This window comes from Xiashengella succiniciproducens (assembly GCF_023674465.1).
GTDB lineage: Bacteria > Bacteroidota > Bacteroidia > Bacteroidales > Marinilabiliaceae > Geofilum > Geofilum succiniciproducens.
In genome coordinates this window covers 2981336-3000344 of record NZ_CP098400.1, presented here as the reverse complement: position 1 = coordinate 3000344, position 19009 = coordinate 2981336, and the positions used below count along the sequence as shown (strand labels likewise).

Genomic DNA, 19009 nt, shown 5'->3' with positions numbered 1-19009 from the left:
ATGTGGACCATTATTTTGAGCCATATAAAAAGAACGGTAACGCAGCAATAGCAGGTATCCCATTAGGAGAAAGCCTTGCTGGCAAGGTGTCTTTTTACAAGGGTCAGAGTGACTGGTTTAAGGATACGTCTTTTAGTGTTGTACTAATTGGAGCAGGTGAGGCACGCAACTCTGCAGACAACAAAGATTGTGGCTCAGCTCCAGACTTGATAAGGAAATATTTGTATTCGCTTGCTGCACCAGCTGGTTGTCCTATGATAGGAGATGCCGGTAATTTGAGAGGTAGCAGTCTGAATGACAGGTATCTTGCTCTTGAGGAGGCTGTAGCTTGGTTTATCGAACATGGCAAAAGCGTGATTGTGCTCGGAGGGAGTCAGGACCTTTCCCTGCCAATGACAAAAGGCTTAATCTCCGGAAGTGGAAATAAATCGATAAATCTATCAGTTGGCGATGCGATGCTTGATATAGATACCGAGGATGATGATTTCTCTTCGCGGACCTGGTTGGGTTACCTGATTAGTGAATTTGATAAGGCAATAGAGGATGTTACAGTTTTCGGTATTCAGAGTTATCTTACAGCGGTTTCTCAACTTGACTTCCTTAGTTCACGTTTTTATGAATACGTAAGGCTGGGGGATATCAGGGGGGGAAATCTTCATCGTGTAGAGCCTTTGATTCGTGATGCTAATGTTTTGAGTCTTGACTATAGGATGATGAGGTATCAGCCTCAGTTTGGCAATGACCTTATTAGTAGTCATGGTATTGAACCGTTTGAGATGTGCAGGATACTTCGTTATGCAGGTCTCTGTCATAATGTAAGAATTACAGGAATTTTTGAAATGCCTGTAGGCGATAGTGGAGACAATAATGCCATGTTAGCTGGTCAGCTTGTATGGCATTTTCTGGATGGATTTGCTGGAAGAGCTGCGGATCAGCCCGATGAAGCATCAGGCACTTACAGGAAGTATGTGGTTCCTGTTGAGGCCTTTGACGAGCAGTTGTATTTTTGTCGCAATACCTCTAATGACAGATGGTGGGTTAAATCTCCAGCTCCTGATAACAAATGGATATCATGTGGTCGGGAAGACTATAGGGCAGCATTAAGGAATGAGCCTCCACCCAGATGGTGGCGGATGTTTGTAAAGCATTCTACAATTACAAAAGAAGATAAAAAAAATAACCCTACCCCGGATAAAAAATGTAACCTTTAAAGAATAAGTTTACGTATATGGAATTAGTGTCCAAAATCAAGTACAGTAGCGGTTTAAAGGTGCATTTGATTGCTTTACGGAAGTTCTTTTTTCGTGACGTGAAATATGCAGCTAAAGGTAGCTGTTCCTATTTAAAATTGTTGTGTACTGGTTCTTTTGTGTTTTTTATTTTATTTTGCACGAATTACGAGGCATTGGCACAATATGAACCTCAGTTTAGTCAGAATATGTTTAGCAGGGTTGTATACAATCCTGCGTTTGCTGGAAGCACCGGCAGAACTAATCTGACTGCACTGGACAGGAGCCAATGGGTAGGTATGGATGATGCTCCCAGAACAACGGTTTTCGGGGGTGATATGGGGATGAATATTTTGGGCAGTAAAAGTGGTGTGGGGCTGATAGTAATGAATGATGTTGCCGGTTTTGCAAATACGCTCACAGTCAGTGGTCTTGTTTCCAGACATTACTTTTTGGATGAGTCTTTACTGAGTATTGGGGCGAGTGTAGGTTTTGTAAACAGTGCCTTTGACGGTACAAAACTGGTGTTCAGACCATCAGATAGTAATTATCATTCAGAAACAGATCCTGTAGTGTCTAAAAGTAAGCAGACGGCGATAACGCCGGATGCGGGATTTGGTGTGAGTTTTATTCACCCTGACTTTTATGCCGGCATATCTTTTTTACATTTATTTGCTCCAAATGCAAACTTTAATGATCAGCTCAACGTATATATTCCACGTTCTTTTTTCCTCACGGCTGGCTATTTCTATCAGTTTATAGAGAATCCGATAGAGCTAAGGCCTTCAATATTAGTAAAGAAGAGTGGGCCTGCCTGGCAGACAGATATGAATGTAAAACTATACTGGCAGGACAGGTACTGGGGAGGAGTGACATACAGGCTTGAGGAAGCCTGGGCAGTGATGGCAGGGTTTGAGCTTTCTAATGGAATAAGGGTTGGTTATTGTTATGATATAAGCAACTCTGACCTGAGTAGAGCGGGTAGCAACGGTACCCATGAAATAATGTTAGGGTATTCATTTGATCTCTCCCTTGAAAAGAGAGATAAGCGATATAAGAGTGTTAGGTTTTTGTAAACAAATAAGAAATTGACTATAACAGTACTGATTAAGAATATTCGAAGACTATGAAAAAAGTACTTGCCCTTGGTATCGTTTTACTCACGATTTTATCCGGTTGTGGGAATGCCGGAAATGGAGAGCTCGTTGGAGTTTCTCGTCGTGGATCATTCTATGAGCCTGATCCTTTCGGAATGGTTTTCATTCCACAAGGAAGTTTTAATATGGGCTTGAATGACCAGGACCTGTCAAATTCAATGACGACCCAAACTCGAACCTTGTCTATCCCCTCATTCTGGATGGATGAGACTGAGATCACAAACAGTGAGTATCGCCAGTTTGTATATTGGGTACGTGACAGTATAGCTCGCCGTATGCTGGGTGAGCAATTCGAGGAAGAGTTTCTCTTCACCGAGGATGAATTTGGAAATCCGCTAGATGTTCCTTTGATTAACTGGAAATCCAGATTAGAATGGGACAACGAGGAGTATGCTGAGATCCTTGAAGAACTTTTCCTGCCTGAGAATGAAAGATTCTTCAACAGGAAAGAGATTGACACACGTAAGCTGAACTATGATTACGAGTGGGTTGATCTGCAACAAGCTGCAAAGCGTACTAATCGTTATAATTTTGAAACAAACTCATACGAAGGAGAAGTTGCAAATCAGTTTGGGGAAATTATTCCTATAAATGATCGCTCAGCTTTCATCCTAAAGGATAGGGTAAATGTATATCCTGACACATTGGTTTGGATAGCAGACTTTACTTATTCATTTAATGAGCCTTGGACTGAAATGTATTTCTGGCACCCTGGCTTTGATGAATATCCTGTAGTGGGTGTTACCTGGAAGCAGGCTAATGCTTTTTGCGTATGGCGTTCTCAGTTGCTGAACAACTTCCTGACATCTAAGGGTCAGCCTCCGGTAATGGATTATCGTCTGCCAACCGAGTATGAATGGGAGTATGCTGCACGTGGCGGACTGAGTAACAATATTTACCCATGGGGTGGCCTTTATACACGTAATGATAAAGGATGCTTCCTGGCCAACTTCAAGCCTTTGAGGGGTAGGTACGGAGATGATGGTGGTATGTATACGATGAATGTGGCCTCTTTTCATCCAAATGATTTCGGATTGTATGATATGGCAGGTAATGTTGCAGAGTGGACTTCAAGTGCTTTTGATGAATCTTCACCAGTGTTTATGCACGATATCAGCCCAACCTATCAGTACAATGCACTGCCCGGTGACCATCATGTAATGAAGCGTAAGGTGATCCGTGGAGGTTCATGGAAGGATATTGCACTTTTCCTTCAAAACAGCACACGCACATATGAATACCAGGATTCAGCCAAGTCCTATATTGGATTCAGGTGTATCCGCGATTATATTGGAAATTAACTTAATTCGCCCACACTAAAAGATTTAAAGTCATGAGTGGAAGTGGTTTTTTTGCTAGCCCCCTCTATAAGAAGATTATGGCCAAGGTATATGGCATTGGTGCCTCTGTTGCTATCCTTGGTGCATTATGGAAAATTCTTCACCTTCCGGGTGCTAGTTATATGTTGATTGCCGGTCTGGGAACAGAGGCAGTAATATTTTTTCTTTCAGCTTTTGAGCCTCCGCATGAAATGCCTGACTGGAGTCTGGTATTCCCTGAACTTGTTGGACTGGAACCACGATACAATGTAGGTGGTGGCGGCGGCGGTGGAAGTGAATTGGCTGCATTGATACAGTCAGGTTCCATAGATGCTTCAACAGTTGAGCAATTAGGTCAGGGTCTGAAGAAACTGTCGGACACAGCCAGTGGGCTTTCCCAGTTGAATGATGCCAGTCTAGCCACTCAGGCTTATCTTGAGACTATGAAGTCGGCTGCAAAAAGTGTGGGTGATCTGTCTACGGTTCAGGCAAACCTGGGTCAATCTGCTGAAGTCCTTGCCGGAAGTTATCAATCAACAGCTAAGATCGTTGCTGAAAGTGGTGCTAAGTTCTCTGAGGAACTTACTAAGACTGGAAGCGGCTTTATAGAAACAATTAAGTCAACAGGTGAGAACCTTGTTAAATCATATCAGGCAATAGGCGAATCTATGAGCCAACAGGTGAATAAGATAGCTTCTGATGGACAAAAGTATACTGAGGGCCTTGCTGAAGCAAATCAAAAGTTGGCTTCTTTGAATTCTGCTTATGAACTTCAACTTTCCAGCATCAATGCACAGGTTAGTTCATCACAGGAACTTGCCCATAGTCTTACTGAGATTAGCAAGCATCTAAACCAGTCTGTTGCTGATACCCAACTATACAAGCAGGAGGTTGCCAACCTGTCTAAGACTCTTAGTGAGCTTAATACAATTTATGGCAACATGTTGAGCGCGATGAGTGGGGGCGGTAAATAAACAGATTATTTTAAAACCTAAAGGAGAATAGAATATGTCTGGTGGTAACTGTCCTGAAACGCCGCGGCAAAAAATGATAGGCATGATGTATCTCATGCTGACTGCTATGCTTGCCTTGAACGTATCAGGTGAATTATTGAATGCATTTCTTCTGGTTGATCGAAGTATTCTTCAGGCCAAGGAATCAGTAGAGAGAAAAAATGCTTCCTTGTATGATGATTTTTATCAGGCTCATGCTACCAACCCAAGTAAGGTGGAGACAAGTCTGCAGAAGAGTCTTCAGATTAAGGAGAAGGCAGATGCTCTGGTAAGCCATATTGACAGTTTGAAATACTTATTTGTAAGAACTGCCGATGGTCCTGAAGCCACGCCAGAGAATTATGCGTCGGTAAGTAATCAGGATATTGCCGCCCAGTTGATGATAACTGAAAGGAATGCTGCCAGGAGTAAGGAGTTGAAGGGGATGATAGATGAGTACCGGGAACTCCTGAAGAGTTTTGTTGATGATGACAAGTTTAGGGATAATATTGAAAAGGTTCTTTCAACAAAGGATCCTGAGCATAATCCTGACAACAGGTCTTGGGAGAGTGAAAAGTTTGAACACATCCCGATGGCTGCTTCTATGGCAATATTAAGCCAGATCCAGACATCAGTTAGAAATATGGAATCGGATGTTGTAAACAGGCTATTTATTGGTATAGATGAGGATGCATTCAAGTTTAATTCCATTGAAGCGTTGGTTTTACAGCGTTCGGATTATGTGATTCAAGGTGATGAATATTATGCAGAGATTATGGTTGCTGGTCGTGATACGACCCAGCCCCCTATTGTAACAATCAACGGCACAGAGTTGCAGACTATTGGTGGTCGTGGTATTTACAGGGTGCCTGCATCCAATGTAGGTGAGAAGTCATGGGAAGGTGATGTTATAATTAAAGGTCCTGATGGTACAGACCGTCATTTTCCAATTCAGGGTAAATACCTGGTTTCTGCTCCCAATGTTGTGATTTCTCCGACAAAGATGAACGTATTCTACGAGGGTATTGAGAACCCGGTTGAAATATCAGTTCCAGGTATCCCGAGTGAGAATCTAAATGTTACTATAAACACCGGTAAGATTACCCGTAGAGGTGGTGGTTATATTGTAGAACCGGCCCCCGGTACCGCAGGACGTGAAGCTGTGATTTCTGTTTCTGCTAAGGTAAATGGCACTACTGCACGTAACCTTGGAAAGAAGAATTTTCGTATCCGTAGGATACCTGACCCGGTTGCAAAGGTTAATAATCAGAGGGATGGTGCAATTCCTAAAGCTTTGTTACTAGCACAGCTTGGAGTTGTTGCAGATATGGAAGACTTTGAGTTTGACCTTCAATTTAAAGTTACTGAGTTTACTGTGGCAATCCTAAGGAATGGTTACCTGGTTGATGCCAAGTCGAACAATAACTTGTTTACGCAGGAGCAGAAAGATATGATGCGATCCTTGTCCAGAGGACAGAGAGTTATGATTCAGGATATTCAGGCGATGGGACCAGACGGACGTCGTCGCTCATTAGGATCAATTACTTTGGTCATTGACTAATTTGAATAAGGAAATATTTAAACAATACAACGATGAGAAAACAGTGGATTTATTTCATAGGCCTGGTGGTTTTGGGTGTTGCGTTATCAGTTAGTGATAGCTCTGCGCAGCGTACTTCCAAACCAATAGACAATATTGTGGAAAAGGAACATGTTAGTAATAAGAAACCGGTGCCTTATCCATCCCTACGTGAAGCTGACATTCTATGGTCAAAGAGGGTTTGGAGAATCATTGACCTTAGAGAAAGGATGAATCTTCCATTGTATTATCCTATAACTCCTAAGGATGATCGTTACAGTCTTATCAGTATACTACTTTACGGAATCCAACATGAGGGTCTTCCTGTGTACTCAATAAATGATGATGAGTTTAAAATACCTATCAGCTATGAGATGGTAAATGAGAGAATGGGGGCTACTGATGAAGTAAGTGAAATTTTCAACCCCGAAACCAATTTATACGAAGAGGTAACCTATACCCGTGAAGTTCGTGTTGAAGAAGTGAAGCAAATAATGGTTAAGGAGGTGTGGTTCTTCGATCGTAACTACTCACGTATGGACGTTCGTATCATTGGTCTTTGCCCAATTCGTGAATATGTTGACGAAAACGGTGAGGTAGTAAGGCGTCAGACTTTCTGGATTAACTATCCTGAAGCCAGAAACCTGTTGGCACGTTATGAAGTGTTTAATGCAGGAAATGATGCTCAACGTCGTTCGTTCGATGATATCTTTATCAAACGTTACTTTGGTAGCTACATAGTACAGGAAGCCAATATGTATGACAACCGCAGCATTGAAAGTTATGCAGTAGGTGTAGATGCAAGATTGGAGTCAGAAAGAATCAAGAATGAGATCTTCAACTTCGAACATGATCTCTGGGAGTTCTAATTTGTTTTCTCGATGTTGTATGAGATAAAAAAAACCGGGCTTTTGCCCGGTTTTTTGTTTTTTGCTACAGCACCTTGTCTCCGAATTCGGTCTTTATATCATTTGTAAACTGCCTGATCTGTTGTTCACTGTCTTTGGGGCATATTAGCAAGGCTTCGCCTGAGTCCACTACAATATAGTCTTTTAGGCCTTTTATAACTGCGACCTTTGAGGTAGGTATGTTGATAATGCTGCCTGATGTTTCGTAAAGCAGAACATCGCCACTTATTAATGCATTCTTGTCTTTGTCGAGGTTGGAGTAGTCATAAAGAGAGGACCATGTCCCAAGGTCTGACCAACCGAAGCTGACAGTCTGGACATAGACATTTTGAGCTTTCTCCATCACACCGTAGTCGATTGAGATGTTTTGACAATCTACATAGATGTCATTTAGGGCTTGTGTCTCTGAAGGCTTGCCAATTTCACTGTCGAGTTTTCTGAACAATGACTGTATGTCTGGCAGGCTTTCAGCGAAAGCCTTGTCGATGGATTCAAGTCTCCATAGGAAGATTCCACTGTTCCAGAAAAACTCTCCACTTTCGTAAAATACCCTTGCAAGTTCTGCATTGGGTTTCTCAGTAAAGGTTTTTACCTTAAAAAATGAAGGATGTTCATTTTTCAGACCATTGCCCACCTGTATATAGCCGTAACCCGTTTCGGGTCTGTGAGGTTTGATACCCAGCGTAAGGAGAGCCTGATTGTTTTCTACAAACTCGAGGCCTCTTTGAATAGAAGCCAGGAAGTTTTGTTCATCTATTATTAAATGGTCGGCCGGGCTAACGATGATATTTGCATCCTTTTCCCTGCTTCGTATCCATGAATTAGCATAGGCAATACATGGTGCTGTATTACGACGGAAGGGTTCCTTTAGTACCTGAGAAGGGGAAATCTCGGGTAATTGCTCAAGTACTTTGGATCCATATTCGGAACTGGTAACAATAAGAAAATTCTCCGGTTTACAAATAGGGATAAATCTCTCAAAAGTTTGCCTGAGCAAACTTTTACCTGTACCCAGGATGTCAAGAAACTGCTTTGGAGTGGAGCTTTTGCTTAATGGCCAGAATCGGCTCCCGACTCCTCCGGCCATAATTACACAATAAGTGTTATTCCTCATTTTACTTGTTTTATTTGGTAATATTGTATTTTATGTAACGAAATTACTAATATTTGTAATGTGCTTGGTACTTTTGCCGTATCATTTCCGTAAAATGGAACCTCAAGTTTTAAGCCAGGTTTTCTTTAAATATACGAAATATGAATTTTCTTTTTCATCTGGGGCGTTATGCTTTGTTTCTCAGTAATGTGTTTCGCCGTCCTGAGAAGCATCGTATCTTCCTGAAGCAGATTGGCAAGGAGATGGAGATACTTGGCCTCAGTTCGGTGGGTATAGTTGTGATAATCTCCTTTTTTATGGGTGCTGTTATTACCCTTCAGCTTGCATACAATCTTGAGATTCCGATTATACCTAAGTATACGCTTGGTGTGGGTGCTCGTGACACAATGTTGCTTGAATTTTCAAGTACTGTAGTTTCACTTATCCTGGCAGGCAAAGTTGGTTCTCATATAGCCTCGCAGATCGGAACAATGAGGGTTACTGAGCAGATAGATGCGCTGGATGTGATGGGGATTAATTCTGCCGGGTATCTTGTATTACCCAAGGTCATTGGTATGATTCTGATGATGCCGGTACTTGTGGTTATTAGTATGGGAGTAGGGATTTTTGGAGGATGGGTGGCCGGTACTACTGCAGATGTAGTTACCTCGGCAGATTTTATTTATGGATTGCAATATGCCTTTGTTCCCTTCTATATTACTTATGCTCTAATCAAATCAACGGTCTTTGCTTTTCTAATCACAACAATAGCCGGATATTGGGGATATTATACTTTGGGCGGATCTCTTGAGGTGGGGCAAAGCAGCACCAAGGCTGTTGTAGTTAGCAGCATACAAATATTACTTTTCAATCTTGTTCTTACTCAATTGATGCTGGCATGATAGAGGCGGTTAATATAAACAAATCATTCGACGGCAAGGTCGTACTAAAGGATATAAATGCAGTTTTCAGGGCAGGAAGCACTAACCTGATAATAGGTCAGAGCGGTTCTGGGAAAACAGTGTTGCTTAAATCACTTGTTGGTCTGCATAAGCCCGATACTGGTTCGGTGTATTACAATAAGAGAAACTTCACAGCAATGTCAGATAAGGAAAGAGGTGATCTTAGGAAGGAGATTGGCATGCTTTTTCAGGGGTCGGCACTTTTTGACTCAATGACAGTGGAGGAGAATGTACGCTTTCCTCTCGATATGTTTACCGAAATGAGTTTGGAGGAAAGAAGGGAAAGGGCAAATTTTTGTCTTAACAGGGTCAATCTGATTAATGTCAACCACCTTTATCCTTCTGAGATAAGTGGAGGTATGCAAAAACGTGTGGCAATTGCACGGGCAATTGCCTTGAATCCCCGTTATCTTTTTTGCGATGAGCCCAACTCCGGTCTTGATCCCCGGACTGCCATAGTGATTGATGAACTGATACATGAGATTACCAAGGAGTATAATATAACCACTATAATAAATACCCATGATATGAACTCTGTTTTGGGTATTGGGGAGAATATTATTTTTATTTACAACGGAGAGAAGTACTGGGAAGGATCTAAGGAAGAAATACTGCACAGCGAGAATAAGGAACTTAACGACTTTATTTTTGCTTCAAAATTTTTCAAAACAATAAGGGACAGACTATAAATCGCTAGTGATAAGGTTGATAATTAGAGAGAATAAAAACAGCCCCGATAGGCAGATCGGGGCTGTTGTTTTTATGCTTAGTTATGCACTTTACCAGGTTACTTATCAAGTGATGGAGTTTCCACGAGCATTGTCCCATACAAAGGATTCACGAGAGACATCACTGGCTTAGATATAATGCCGGAACTTTTCAGACTTACAGTTTTAAGTGTTTCTTCACTGATTGTACCTGTGTAAATATGTTCAAGTGCAGCAGCAAGGAAGTGTTCTTCCGGATCACCGAGGTCAGCGTTGTAATAATTATCCTTCATTTCAAAATCAGGCTTCATGCCGCTTAGATAATCAATACTGCTGTTTGCATTATCACTTTCCATTACAATGGGTTGAATAGCCCATGAGTGTCTGCGTTTTTCTGGTTCGATGTCGTTATCGCTAATTGTGATCGAACCATGGTATTTGCCATAGGTGGTTTCTCCAATCTGGATGACTTCCATATAGGGTTCAAGGCCATAGATAATAATCTCACTTGCTGAAGCTGTTCCTCCTGTAGTAAGGATATATACTCTGTCAAGATCAAGGTTAGAAGCCTTGTCTACTTTGAAAAGCAGGGTGTCATTGATTGATTTAAGGAGGAAATTGAATTTTTGATACATAAGAACTTCACCATTAACGGAGGCCGGTGCAATCATAGATGCAAGTTTCTGAGCTGAGGATACATAACCGCCACCGTTGTACCGTAGGTCCAAAACAAGGTCAGTCACTCCTGCTGCCTTAAACTGTTGGAAAACACTTGCAAGGTGGTCATCATAGTTTGCAATAAAGCTGGTATAGGCAAGATAACCGGTTTTATGTCCGCCCTCCTCGATAATGTTAGTAGCCACTATTGGGTTCTGAACGAGGTTTTCCTTGTCTTTCACTGTAACCTTGGGAGAAAGCTCGACTATCTCTCCCTGGACGATAGTACCAAGAGTAATAACTTTTTCTTCAAGGCTTAACAACGTTATGTAGTTCTGATCGTCTAAAATCTGGTCATTAATCTTGTATATCATATCTCCCCGCTTCAGTCCGGCCTCGCTTGCCGGAGAGTTGGCGTACACATACTCTACGAAAACAATAATCTGCTTGGAACCCTGTTCGAAGTAATATGGCTGTACTGAATACCCGGGGCTTTTTACAACCCCATCAAAATACTTCTCTAATTCCTCAACATCGTCAGTAATAAAAGAGTATCTGTCCTCAGGTTGCTTTATTAGTTTATAAAAGTACATTTCAGGATTGGTCTCTGTACGATAGTCTATTTTTGGCATATCCAGATTCCAGTAGTAATAGATATTCATATTCGTATATATGAAACCGTTGATCTCAACAATGTCGACTTCCTGACTATTATTGTCCTTTTTGGGGACTTCGTCATCTTCACATGAAACCATCGTAAACAAGATGGTTGCTGCCAATGTCATGTGTAATATCCTGAGTTTTGAAAATGCCTTCATAATATTGGCTTATTAGCAATTGGTTTATAACAATGATTTTCAAATATACGTAATCGAGATATAAATGTGCTATTTGATGCATACGGGTAGCATGTTTTGATTTTTCTTTAATTGATTGCAAAAAATATTCCATGATTATATGATTGATTAGTAGAATCTTGATTTGCGGGGCATAAAATCTTCACAAAATTTAGTCAGGAAATATTTGGAGGGGATAGAATAATGCGTATTTTTGCACCCGCTTTGCAGATGGCAAGGCGCTTAGTGAATAGAATAACGATCTTTGAAAATATTGATGCAATACCTAAAAAGAAAAGACAGGAAAGCGTAATTCCTTTGAGGAAGATTAGAATTGAGCCCAGATAATATTTTTAAAAACTTTTCATACAACGAAGAGTTTGATCCTGGCTCAGGATGAACGCTAGCGACAGGCTTAACACATGCAAGTCGAGGGGTAACAGGGTAGCAATACCGCTGACGACCGGCGCACGGGTGAGTAACGCGTATGCAACCTGCCTATAACTGGGGAATAGCTCCCTGAAAGGGGAATTAACACCGCATAACACTATTGATTCGCATGGATTAGTAGTTAAATGTAGCGATACAGGTTATAGATGGGCATGCGTGACATTAGCTAGTTGGTGAGGTAACGGCTCACCAAGGCTACGATGTCTAGGGGTTCTGAGAGGAAGGTCCCCCACACTGGTACTGAGACACGGACCAGACTCCTACGGGAGGCAGCAGTGAGGAATATTGGTCAATGGGCGCAAGCCTGAACCAGCCATGTCGCGTGCAGGAAGACTGCCCTATGGGTTGTAAACTGCTTTTATAGTAGAAGAAACACATCTACGTGTAGATGTCTGCCAGTATACTATGAATAAGCATCGGCTAACTCCGTGCCAGCAGCCGCGGTAATACGGAGGATGCAAGCGTTATCCGGATTTATTGGGTTTAAAGGGTGCGTAGGCGGGACTGTAAGTCAGGGGTGAAATACTGCAGCTTAACTGTAGCATTGCCTTTGAAACTGCCGTTCTTGAGTACAGTTGAGGTAGGCGGAATGTGGTGTGTAGCGGTGAAATGCATAGATATACCACAGAACGCCGATTGCGAAGGCAGCTTACTAAGCTGTTACTGACGCTGAGGCACGAAAGCGTGGGGATCAAACAGGATTAGATACCCTGGTAGTCCACGCTGTAAACGATGATTACTGGTTGTTAGCGATATATAGCTAGTGACTGAGCGAAAGCATTAAGTAATCCACCTGGGGAGTACGTCGGCAACGATGAAACTCAAAGGAATTGACGGGGGCCCGCACAAGCGGAGGAACATGTGGTTTAATTCGATGATACGCGAGGAACCTTACCTGGGTTTAAATGGGGAGTGCCAGGTGTCGAAAGATGCTTTTCCTTCGGGACACTCTTCAAGGTGCTGCATGGTTGTCGTCAGCTCGTGCCGTGAGGTGTCGGGTTAAGTCCCATAACGAGCGCAACCCTTGCCGATAGTTGCCATCACGTAAAGGTGGGCACTCTATCGGGACTGCCGGTGTAAACCGTGAGGAAGGTGGGGATGACGTCAAATCAGCACGGCCCTTACATCCAGGGCTACACACGTGTTACAATGGCCAGTACAGAGGGCCGCTACCCCGCGAGGGGATGCCAATCTCGAAAGCTGGTCTCAGTTCGGATTGAAGTCTGGAACCCGACTTCATGAAGCCGGATTCGCTAGTAATCGCGCATCAGCCACGGCGCGGTGAATACGTTCCCGGGCCTTGTACACACCGCCCGTCAAGCCATGGGAGCCGGGGGTACCTGAAGTATGTAACCGCAAGGAGCGTACTAGGGTAAAACTGGTGACTGGGGCTAAGTCGTAACAAGGTAGCCGTACCGGAAGGTGTGGCTGGAATACCTCCTTTCTGGAGAGCTTAAGTAAAGATCTTCCTGAGAAAAAGCGAAGGAAATCAGCTTGAATGTCTTTTCTTATGGTATTGCATCATTATCATAACACTGCTCTACCGAGCACTACTCAGTCCTGTAGCTCAGTTGGTTAGAGCGCTACACTGATAATGTAGAGGTCCGCAGTTCAACTCTGCGCAGGACTACACAGCACAAAGTAAGAGTGCAGAACGATCATTGACATATTGAATTACAAGAGAAAGACTAGAGGAAAAAAATGCTAAAGCATTAAAGAAAGTAAAGAAGGGCGCACGGCGGATGCCTAGGCTCTCAGAGGCGAAGAAGGACGCGACAAGCTGCGAAAAGCTGCGGGGAGGTGCACATAACCTGTGATCCGCAGATCTCCGAATGGGGCAACCCACCAGGTTGAAGGCCTGGTATCCTGGAGCAATTCAGGAGGCAAACCCGTTGAACTGAAACATCTTAGTAGGCGGAGGAGAAGAAAACAAAAGTGATTCCCCCAGTAGCGGCGAGCGAAGCGGGAATAGCCCAAACCAATCTTGTTTAGGCAGGGTTGGGGTAGTAGGACTGCATAAAGATAATATTAATACGAAGTGGAAGCATCTGGAAAGTTGCATCATAGAGGGTTAAAGTCCCGTACACGTAAGTATGATATTACGAGCAGTATCCTGAGTAACGCGGGACACGAGGAATCTTGCGTGAATCTGCCGGGACCATCCGGTAAGGCTAAATACTCCTGAGAGACCGATAGTGAACCAGTACCGTGAGGGAAAGGTGAAAAGCACCCCTAACAGGGGAGTGAAATAGTACCTGAAACCGTGCGCTTACAAACTGTTGGAGCCCTTTATTGGGGTGACAGCGTGCCTTTTGCATAATGAGCCTACGAGTTATACCTTGCCAGCGAGGTTAAGTGTTGTTAGACACGGAGCCGAAGCGAAAGCGAGTCTTGAAAGGGCGCTAAGTTGGCAGGGATAGACGCGAAACCTAGTGATCTACCCATGGTCAGGTTGAAGTTTCGGTAACACGAAATGGAGGACCGAACCGGTAAACGTTGAAAAGTTTTCGGATGAACTGTGGGTAGGGGTGAAAGGCCAATCAAACTGGGAAATAGCTCGTACTCCCCGAAATGCATTTAGGTGCAGCCTCGATTAAGAGTTATCCAGAGGTAGAGCTACTGATAGGACGCGAGGGCTTCACCGCCTATCAAATCCTGACAAACTCCGAATGCTGGATAATGTTTTTCGAGAGTGAGGGCATGGGTGCTAAGGTCCGTGTCCGAGAGGGAAAGAACCCAGACCATCAGCTAAGGTCCCCAAATGTATGCTAAGTTGAAGAAAACGCGGTATGGTTGCAGAGACAGCTAGGATGTTGGCTTGGAAGCAGCCATTCATTTAAAGAGTGCGTAACAGCTCACTAGTCGAGCGACCGTGCATGGATAATAATCGGGCATCAAGCATACTACCGAAGCTATGGAATGATACTTAGGTATCATTGGTAGGGGAGCATTCCAGTCAGCGTCGAAGCAGTATCGTGAGGTATTGTGGAGCGTCTGGAAAAGCAAATGTAGGCATAAGTAACGATAATGGGGGTGAGAAACCCCCACGCCGAAAGACCAAGGATTCCTGATCAACGTTAATCGGATCAGGGTTAGTCGGGCCCTAACACGTACCCGTTAGGGGAAGTGGATGGCAAACAGGTTAATATTCCTGTACCCGTTATACAACAAAAGTGACGTATAAGAGAGATGTCTGGGTGCTGACGGAATAGCACGCTGAGCTTAGGTTTCGGCCGAAGCGAAGGCAAGCATCTTGTACCGAGAAAAGCGAGTATAACGGCTCGTACCGTAAACGGACACACGTAGTTGGGTTGAGTATACTAAGGCGCTCGAGTGATCCACGGCTAAGGAACTCGGCAAATTAACCCTGTAACTTCGGGAGAAAGGGTTCCTGTTAAGCGATTGACAGGACGCAGAGAAATGGCCCAGGCGACTGTTTAACAAAAACACATGGCTATGCAAAATCGAAAGATTAGGTATATGGCCTGACACCTGCCCGGTGCTGGAAGGTTAAGAGGAGATGTCAGGAGCAATCCAAAGCATTGAATTGAAGCCCCAGTAAACGGCGGCCGTAACTATAACGGTCCTAAGGTAGCGAAATTCCTTGTCGGGTAAGTTCCGACCTGCACGAATGGTGTAACGATCTGGGCACTGTCTCAGCCGTGAGCTCGGTGAAATTGTAATACCGGTGAAGATGCCGGTTACCCGCAACGGGACGGAAAGACCCCGTGAACCTTTACTGCAACTTAGCATTGATTTTGGGTAAGTTATGTGTAGGATAGGCCGGAGACTATGAAGTGGTGCCGCCAGGTATCATGGAGTCGCCGTTGAAATACGGCCCTTGACTTGCCTGAAGTCTAATCCCTCAGAGAGAGGGAGACATTGCTTGGTGGGTAGTTTGACTGGGGTGGTCGCCTCCAAAAGAGTAACGGAGGCTCCCAAAGGTACCCTCATGACGTTTGGCAATCGTCAGTAGAGTGTAATGGCACAAGGGTGCTTGACTGTGAGACCGACAAGTCGAACAGGTAGGAAACTAGGGCATAGTGATCCGGTGGTTCCGCATGGAAGGGCCATCGCTCAAAGGATAAAAGGTACTCCGGGGATAACAGGCTGATCGCCGCCAAGAGCTCACATCGACGCGGCGGTTTGGCACCTCGATGTCGGCTCGTCACATCCTGGGGCTGGAGAAGGTCCCAAGGGTTCGGCTGTTCGCCGATTAAAGTGGCACGCGAGCTGGGTTCAGAACGTCGTGAGACAGTTCGGTCCCTATCTGTTGTGGGCGCAGGAGATTTGAGAGACCCTGTCATTAGTACGAGAGGACCGTGATGGACAAACCTCTGGTGTATCAGTTGTACCGCCAGGTGCAGCGCTGAGTAGCTATGTTTGGAAGGGATAAGTGCTGAAAGCATCTAAGCACGAAGCCTGTCTCAAGATTAGATCTCCATATAAGGGGCGTTAAAGACTATGACGTTGATAGGCTGCAGGTATAAAGGTGGTAACATCAAAGCCGAGCAGTACTAATTACCCGAGACTTTCAGAGCTGGTATTTTAGTCTCAAGTCTTTATCTTGTAATCAATATGTTAAGATATCACTACGACGAAGGTTGTAGCAATGAACAAAGAGAGAGTACAAACTCTAAGATATTTAGGTGGCTATAGCGCAGGGGATCCACCTCTTCCCATACCGAACAGAGAAGTTAAGCCCTGCCGCGCCGATGGTACTGCGTAAAAACGGGAGAGTAGGTCGCCGCCCATCTTACAAGAGAGAGGCTGTCCGATAAAGGGCAGCCTCTTATTTTTTTACAAAAGCCGGCTCAGAGCAATCTGGACCGGCTTTTTTGTTGTATCCCCCTTTTATAAAGCTCGCATAATGTTAAAAAATGTCTTATTTAAGAATGTGACCCCATTCATTTGCATCCCCTGGCAAAAAACTGTATTGATTTTCAGTTTTGTTATGTTATTCAGGGGAGGCCTTGTCAAAATCAGGGGGTGAGACTAAAATCTGATAAAACATATTAGGAGTATTTGGATATTTAATTACTTTTGGCGCTTATAAATTCAACTCAATACTAACTTGTTAAATAACCTGAATGATGAAGAAAATTGCAGTTGTGCTGATGCTTGCAATGGGCTTGGGAACATCCATGGTAAGCGCTCAAAACTTACAGGTCCACTACGATATGGGAGAGGATCGTGGTTATGTGACTACTACTATCGAAATGTTTAAGCCCGACCAATGGGGTAGTACATTTTTCTTTGTAGATATGGATCATGATACTGATGCTGGAAATTCAGTTTCATTCTCCTACATGGAAATTGCCAGGGCTCTTAAATTTTGGGATTCTCCATTTGCCTTGCAAGCAGAGTATAACGGAGGAACCTATGTTAATAATGCATGGCTTGCTGGTGCACAATATACCTGGAACAGTGCTGACTTTTCTAAGATCTTTACTTTACAAGGTTTATATAAGTATATTGATGATGATGTAAATAATGCTTCATTTCAGTTAACCGGAGTCTGGACAATTCAATTGTTTAATAACGCTGTTACTTTCTCGGGTTTTGCCGATTTCTGGAAGGAAGAGAAATCATGGTTGGGTACAGACTTTGTTTTCCTGAGCGAACCCCAGTTGTGGTATAACTTTGGAGAGCATTTCTCAGCAGGTGGAGAAGTAGAATTGGCAAATAACTTTATTGTTGAGGGATTCCGCGTAAGCCCGACTTTGGCTGTTAAATGGACCTTCTAACTAATAATAGCGTAGATTATGCTGGAAAGATTCTTTAAATTAAAGGAAAACAATACCTCGATACGTACTGAGATCGTAGCTGGTATTACCACATTTATGACGATGGCCTATATTCTGGCCGTCAATCCAAGCATTCTGTCAGCAACAGGCATGGATGCTAATGCGCTCTTTACAGCCACTGCTTTGTCTGCTTTGTTTGGTACTCTTGTAATGGCACTTTGGGCTAAATTGCCCTTTGCACTTGCTCCAGGTATGGGACTTAATGCTTTCTTTGCATTTACTGTAGTTCTTGCTATGGGCCACAGCTGGCAGTTTGCTCTTACTGCTGTATTTCTTGAAGGTATCATTTTTATTCTGATGAGCTTCTTTAATATAAGGGAAGCCATAGTTAATTCGATACCATTGAACCTCAAATATGCAATTTCAGCAGGTATTGGTTTGTTCATTGCCTTTATTGGCCTTCAGAATGCCGGTATCATTGTTGACAATAGTGCAACTTTGATTTCCTTGGGTAATATTGGTAACAGCGGAGCTCTTATTGCATTGGCAGGTCTGATTATTACCGGTGTACTGCTTGCATTGAAAGTTAAGGGAGCCCTTCTTATTGGGATTTTTGCCTCTACAATTATTGGAATTCCTTTTGGAGTTACTCAGCTTCCCGACAGTAGTTGGATAAGTTTGCCACCCTCCATTTCTCCAATTTTTATGAAAATACAATTCTCAGAGATATTCTCAACAGACATGCTGGTTGTAGTAATTACCTTCCTGTTTGTTGATATCTTTGATACAGTAGGAACACTTGTTGGAGTAACTTCTAAGGCAGGTATGCTTGAAAAGGACGGAAAAGTACCTAGAGCAAAGCAAGCTCTTATGGCTGATGCTATTGGTACTACATTTGGTGCAGTTATGGGTACTTCAACTGTTACTACCTATGTTGAAAGTGCTTCAGGTGTTGCTGAAGGAGGTAGAACTGGACTTACTGCTCTTAGCACTGCAGGTATGTTTGCACTTGCCCTGTTTCTGGCTCCAATCTTCCTGATGGTTCCAGGTGCAGCTACTGCTCCTGCACTTATTCTTGTGGGATCTTTCATGGCAGCTTCTATTGTTAAGATCAATTTTGAAGACTATACTGAATCAATACCTGCATTCCTTGCAGTTATCATGATGCCTCTTGCGTACAGTATTGCTGAAGGTATAGTATTCGGTATGCTTTCATATGTAATACTGAAGCTTCTGACTGGAAGAACAAAGGAAATTTCAGTTGTTATGTATATACTGGCAGTATTATTTATAATAAAGTTCTTTGTCTAAGGATCATTGTTTTAAAGATAACGGAGGTTGTCCAATAAAGGGCAACCTCTTTTTTTTGTCTT

Annotated in this window: 12 protein-coding genes, 1 tRNA gene and 3 rRNA genes; 14 read left to right on the top strand and 2 right to left on the bottom strand. The window is 43.3% G+C overall.

What is annotated here, in order from left to right; translation table 11 throughout:
• Positions 1 to 2 precede the first annotated feature (2 nt).
• Genes M9189_RS12420 through porN form a run of 6 tightly spaced genes read left to right on the top strand, consistent with a single transcriptional unit; the run spans position 3 to position 7145 of the window.
• Complete coding sequence (locus tag M9189_RS12420) at positions 3 to 1211, top strand: arginase family protein (RefSeq protein WP_250723669.1); 1209 nt, start codon at positions 3 to 5, stop codon at positions 1209 to 1211.
• A 17-nt stretch (positions 1212 to 1228) separates the two neighbouring features.
• Positions 1229 to 2305: a PorP/SprF family type IX secretion system membrane protein gene (locus tag M9189_RS12415; RefSeq protein ID WP_256469247.1), complete on the top strand. Its 1077-nt coding sequence runs from the start codon at positions 1229 to 1231 to the stop codon at positions 2303 to 2305.
• Between the two features lie 50 nt (positions 2306 to 2355).
• Positions 2356 to 3687: a T9SS ring complex lipoprotein PorK/GldK gene (porK, locus tag M9189_RS12410; RefSeq protein WP_250723665.1), complete on the top strand. Its 1332-nt coding sequence runs from the start codon at positions 2356 to 2358 to the stop codon at positions 3685 to 3687.
• Between the two features lie 32 nt (positions 3688 to 3719).
• Positions 3720 to 4679, top strand: coding sequence for a type IX secretion system motor protein PorL/GldL (gene porL, locus M9189_RS12405; RefSeq protein ID WP_250723662.1), 960 nt, complete (start codon positions 3720 to 3722; stop codon positions 4677 to 4679).
• A 34-nt stretch (positions 4680 to 4713) separates the two neighbouring features.
• Complete coding sequence (gene porM, locus M9189_RS12400) at positions 4714 to 6258, top strand: type IX secretion system motor protein PorM/GldM (protein WP_256469246.1); 1545 nt, start codon at positions 4714 to 4716, stop codon at positions 6256 to 6258.
• Positions 6259 to 6290: 32 nt separating this feature from the next.
• Positions 6291 to 7145 (top strand): type IX secretion system ring subunit PorN/GldN, encoded by an 855-nt coding sequence (gene porN, locus M9189_RS12395; RefSeq protein WP_250723658.1) that lies wholly within the window; start codon positions 6291 to 6293, stop codon positions 7143 to 7145.
• A gap of 64 nt (positions 7146 to 7209) precedes the next feature.
• On the opposite strand, the gene M9189_RS12390 is transcribed toward porN, so the two are convergent.
• The gene (locus M9189_RS12390) at positions 7210 to 8298 is read right to left on the bottom strand and encodes a mannose-1-phosphate guanylyltransferase (RefSeq protein WP_250723656.1); all 1089 of its coding nucleotides are present in this window, start codon (positions 8296 to 8298) and stop codon (positions 7210 to 7212) included.
• 140 nt (positions 8299 to 8438) lie between these two features.
• Here M9189_RS12390 and M9189_RS12385 point away from each other — a divergent pair, with 140 nt between their 5' ends.
• Both M9189_RS12385 and M9189_RS12380 read left to right on the top strand, forming a co-directional pair.
• Positions 8439 to 9179 (top strand): MlaE family ABC transporter permease, encoded by a 741-nt coding sequence (locus tag M9189_RS12385; RefSeq protein ID WP_250723654.1) that lies wholly within the window; start codon positions 8439 to 8441, stop codon positions 9177 to 9179.
• Positions 9176 to 9928, top strand: a complete 753-nt coding sequence (locus M9189_RS12380) for an ABC transporter ATP-binding protein (RefSeq protein WP_250723652.1) — start codon at positions 9176 to 9178, stop codon at positions 9926 to 9928. Before M9189_RS12385 ends, M9189_RS12380 begins: the two co-directional genes overlap by 4 nt.
• Before the next feature lie 98 nt (positions 9929 to 10026).
• Here M9189_RS12380 and M9189_RS12375 read toward each other — a convergent pair whose 3' ends face one another.
• Positions 10027 to 11421, bottom strand: coding sequence for a S41 family peptidase (locus M9189_RS12375; RefSeq protein WP_250723650.1), 1395 nt, complete (start codon positions 11419 to 11421; stop codon positions 10027 to 10029).
• Positions 11422 to 11807: 386 nt separating this feature from the next.
• Between M9189_RS12375 and M9189_RS12370 the strand changes: the two genes are divergently transcribed.
• The 6 genes from M9189_RS12370 (at position 11808) to M9189_RS12345 (ending at position 18947) form a co-directional block, all read left to right on the top strand.
• Positions 11808 to 13333: ribosomal RNA gene (locus tag M9189_RS12370) — 16S ribosomal RNA — on the top strand.
• Positions 13334 to 13445: 112 nt separating this feature from the next.
• Positions 13446 to 13519 (top strand) — tRNA-Ile (locus tag M9189_RS12365).
• An 85-nt stretch (positions 13520 to 13604) separates the two neighbouring features.
• Positions 13605 to 16429: ribosomal RNA gene (locus tag M9189_RS12360) — 23S ribosomal RNA — on the top strand.
• Positions 16430 to 16534: 105 nt separating this feature from the next.
• Positions 16535 to 16645: ribosomal RNA gene (gene rrf, locus M9189_RS12355) — 5S ribosomal RNA — on the top strand.
• Together the 16S, 23S and 5S rRNA genes with 1 tRNA gene alongside form the textbook arrangement of a ribosomal RNA operon.
• A 334-nt stretch (positions 16646 to 16979) precedes the next feature.
• Positions 16980 to 17636, top strand: coding sequence for a DUF5020 family protein (locus tag M9189_RS12350; RefSeq protein ID WP_250723648.1), 657 nt, complete (start codon positions 16980 to 16982; stop codon positions 17634 to 17636).
• 18 nt (positions 17637 to 17654) lie between these two features.
• Positions 17655 to 18947 carry an NCS2 family permease gene (locus M9189_RS12345; RefSeq protein WP_250723647.1) on the top strand — a complete coding sequence of 431 codons (1293 nt, stop codon included), beginning with the start codon at positions 17655 to 17657 and terminating at the stop codon, positions 18945 to 18947.
• Positions 18948 to 19009 lie beyond the last annotated feature (62 nt).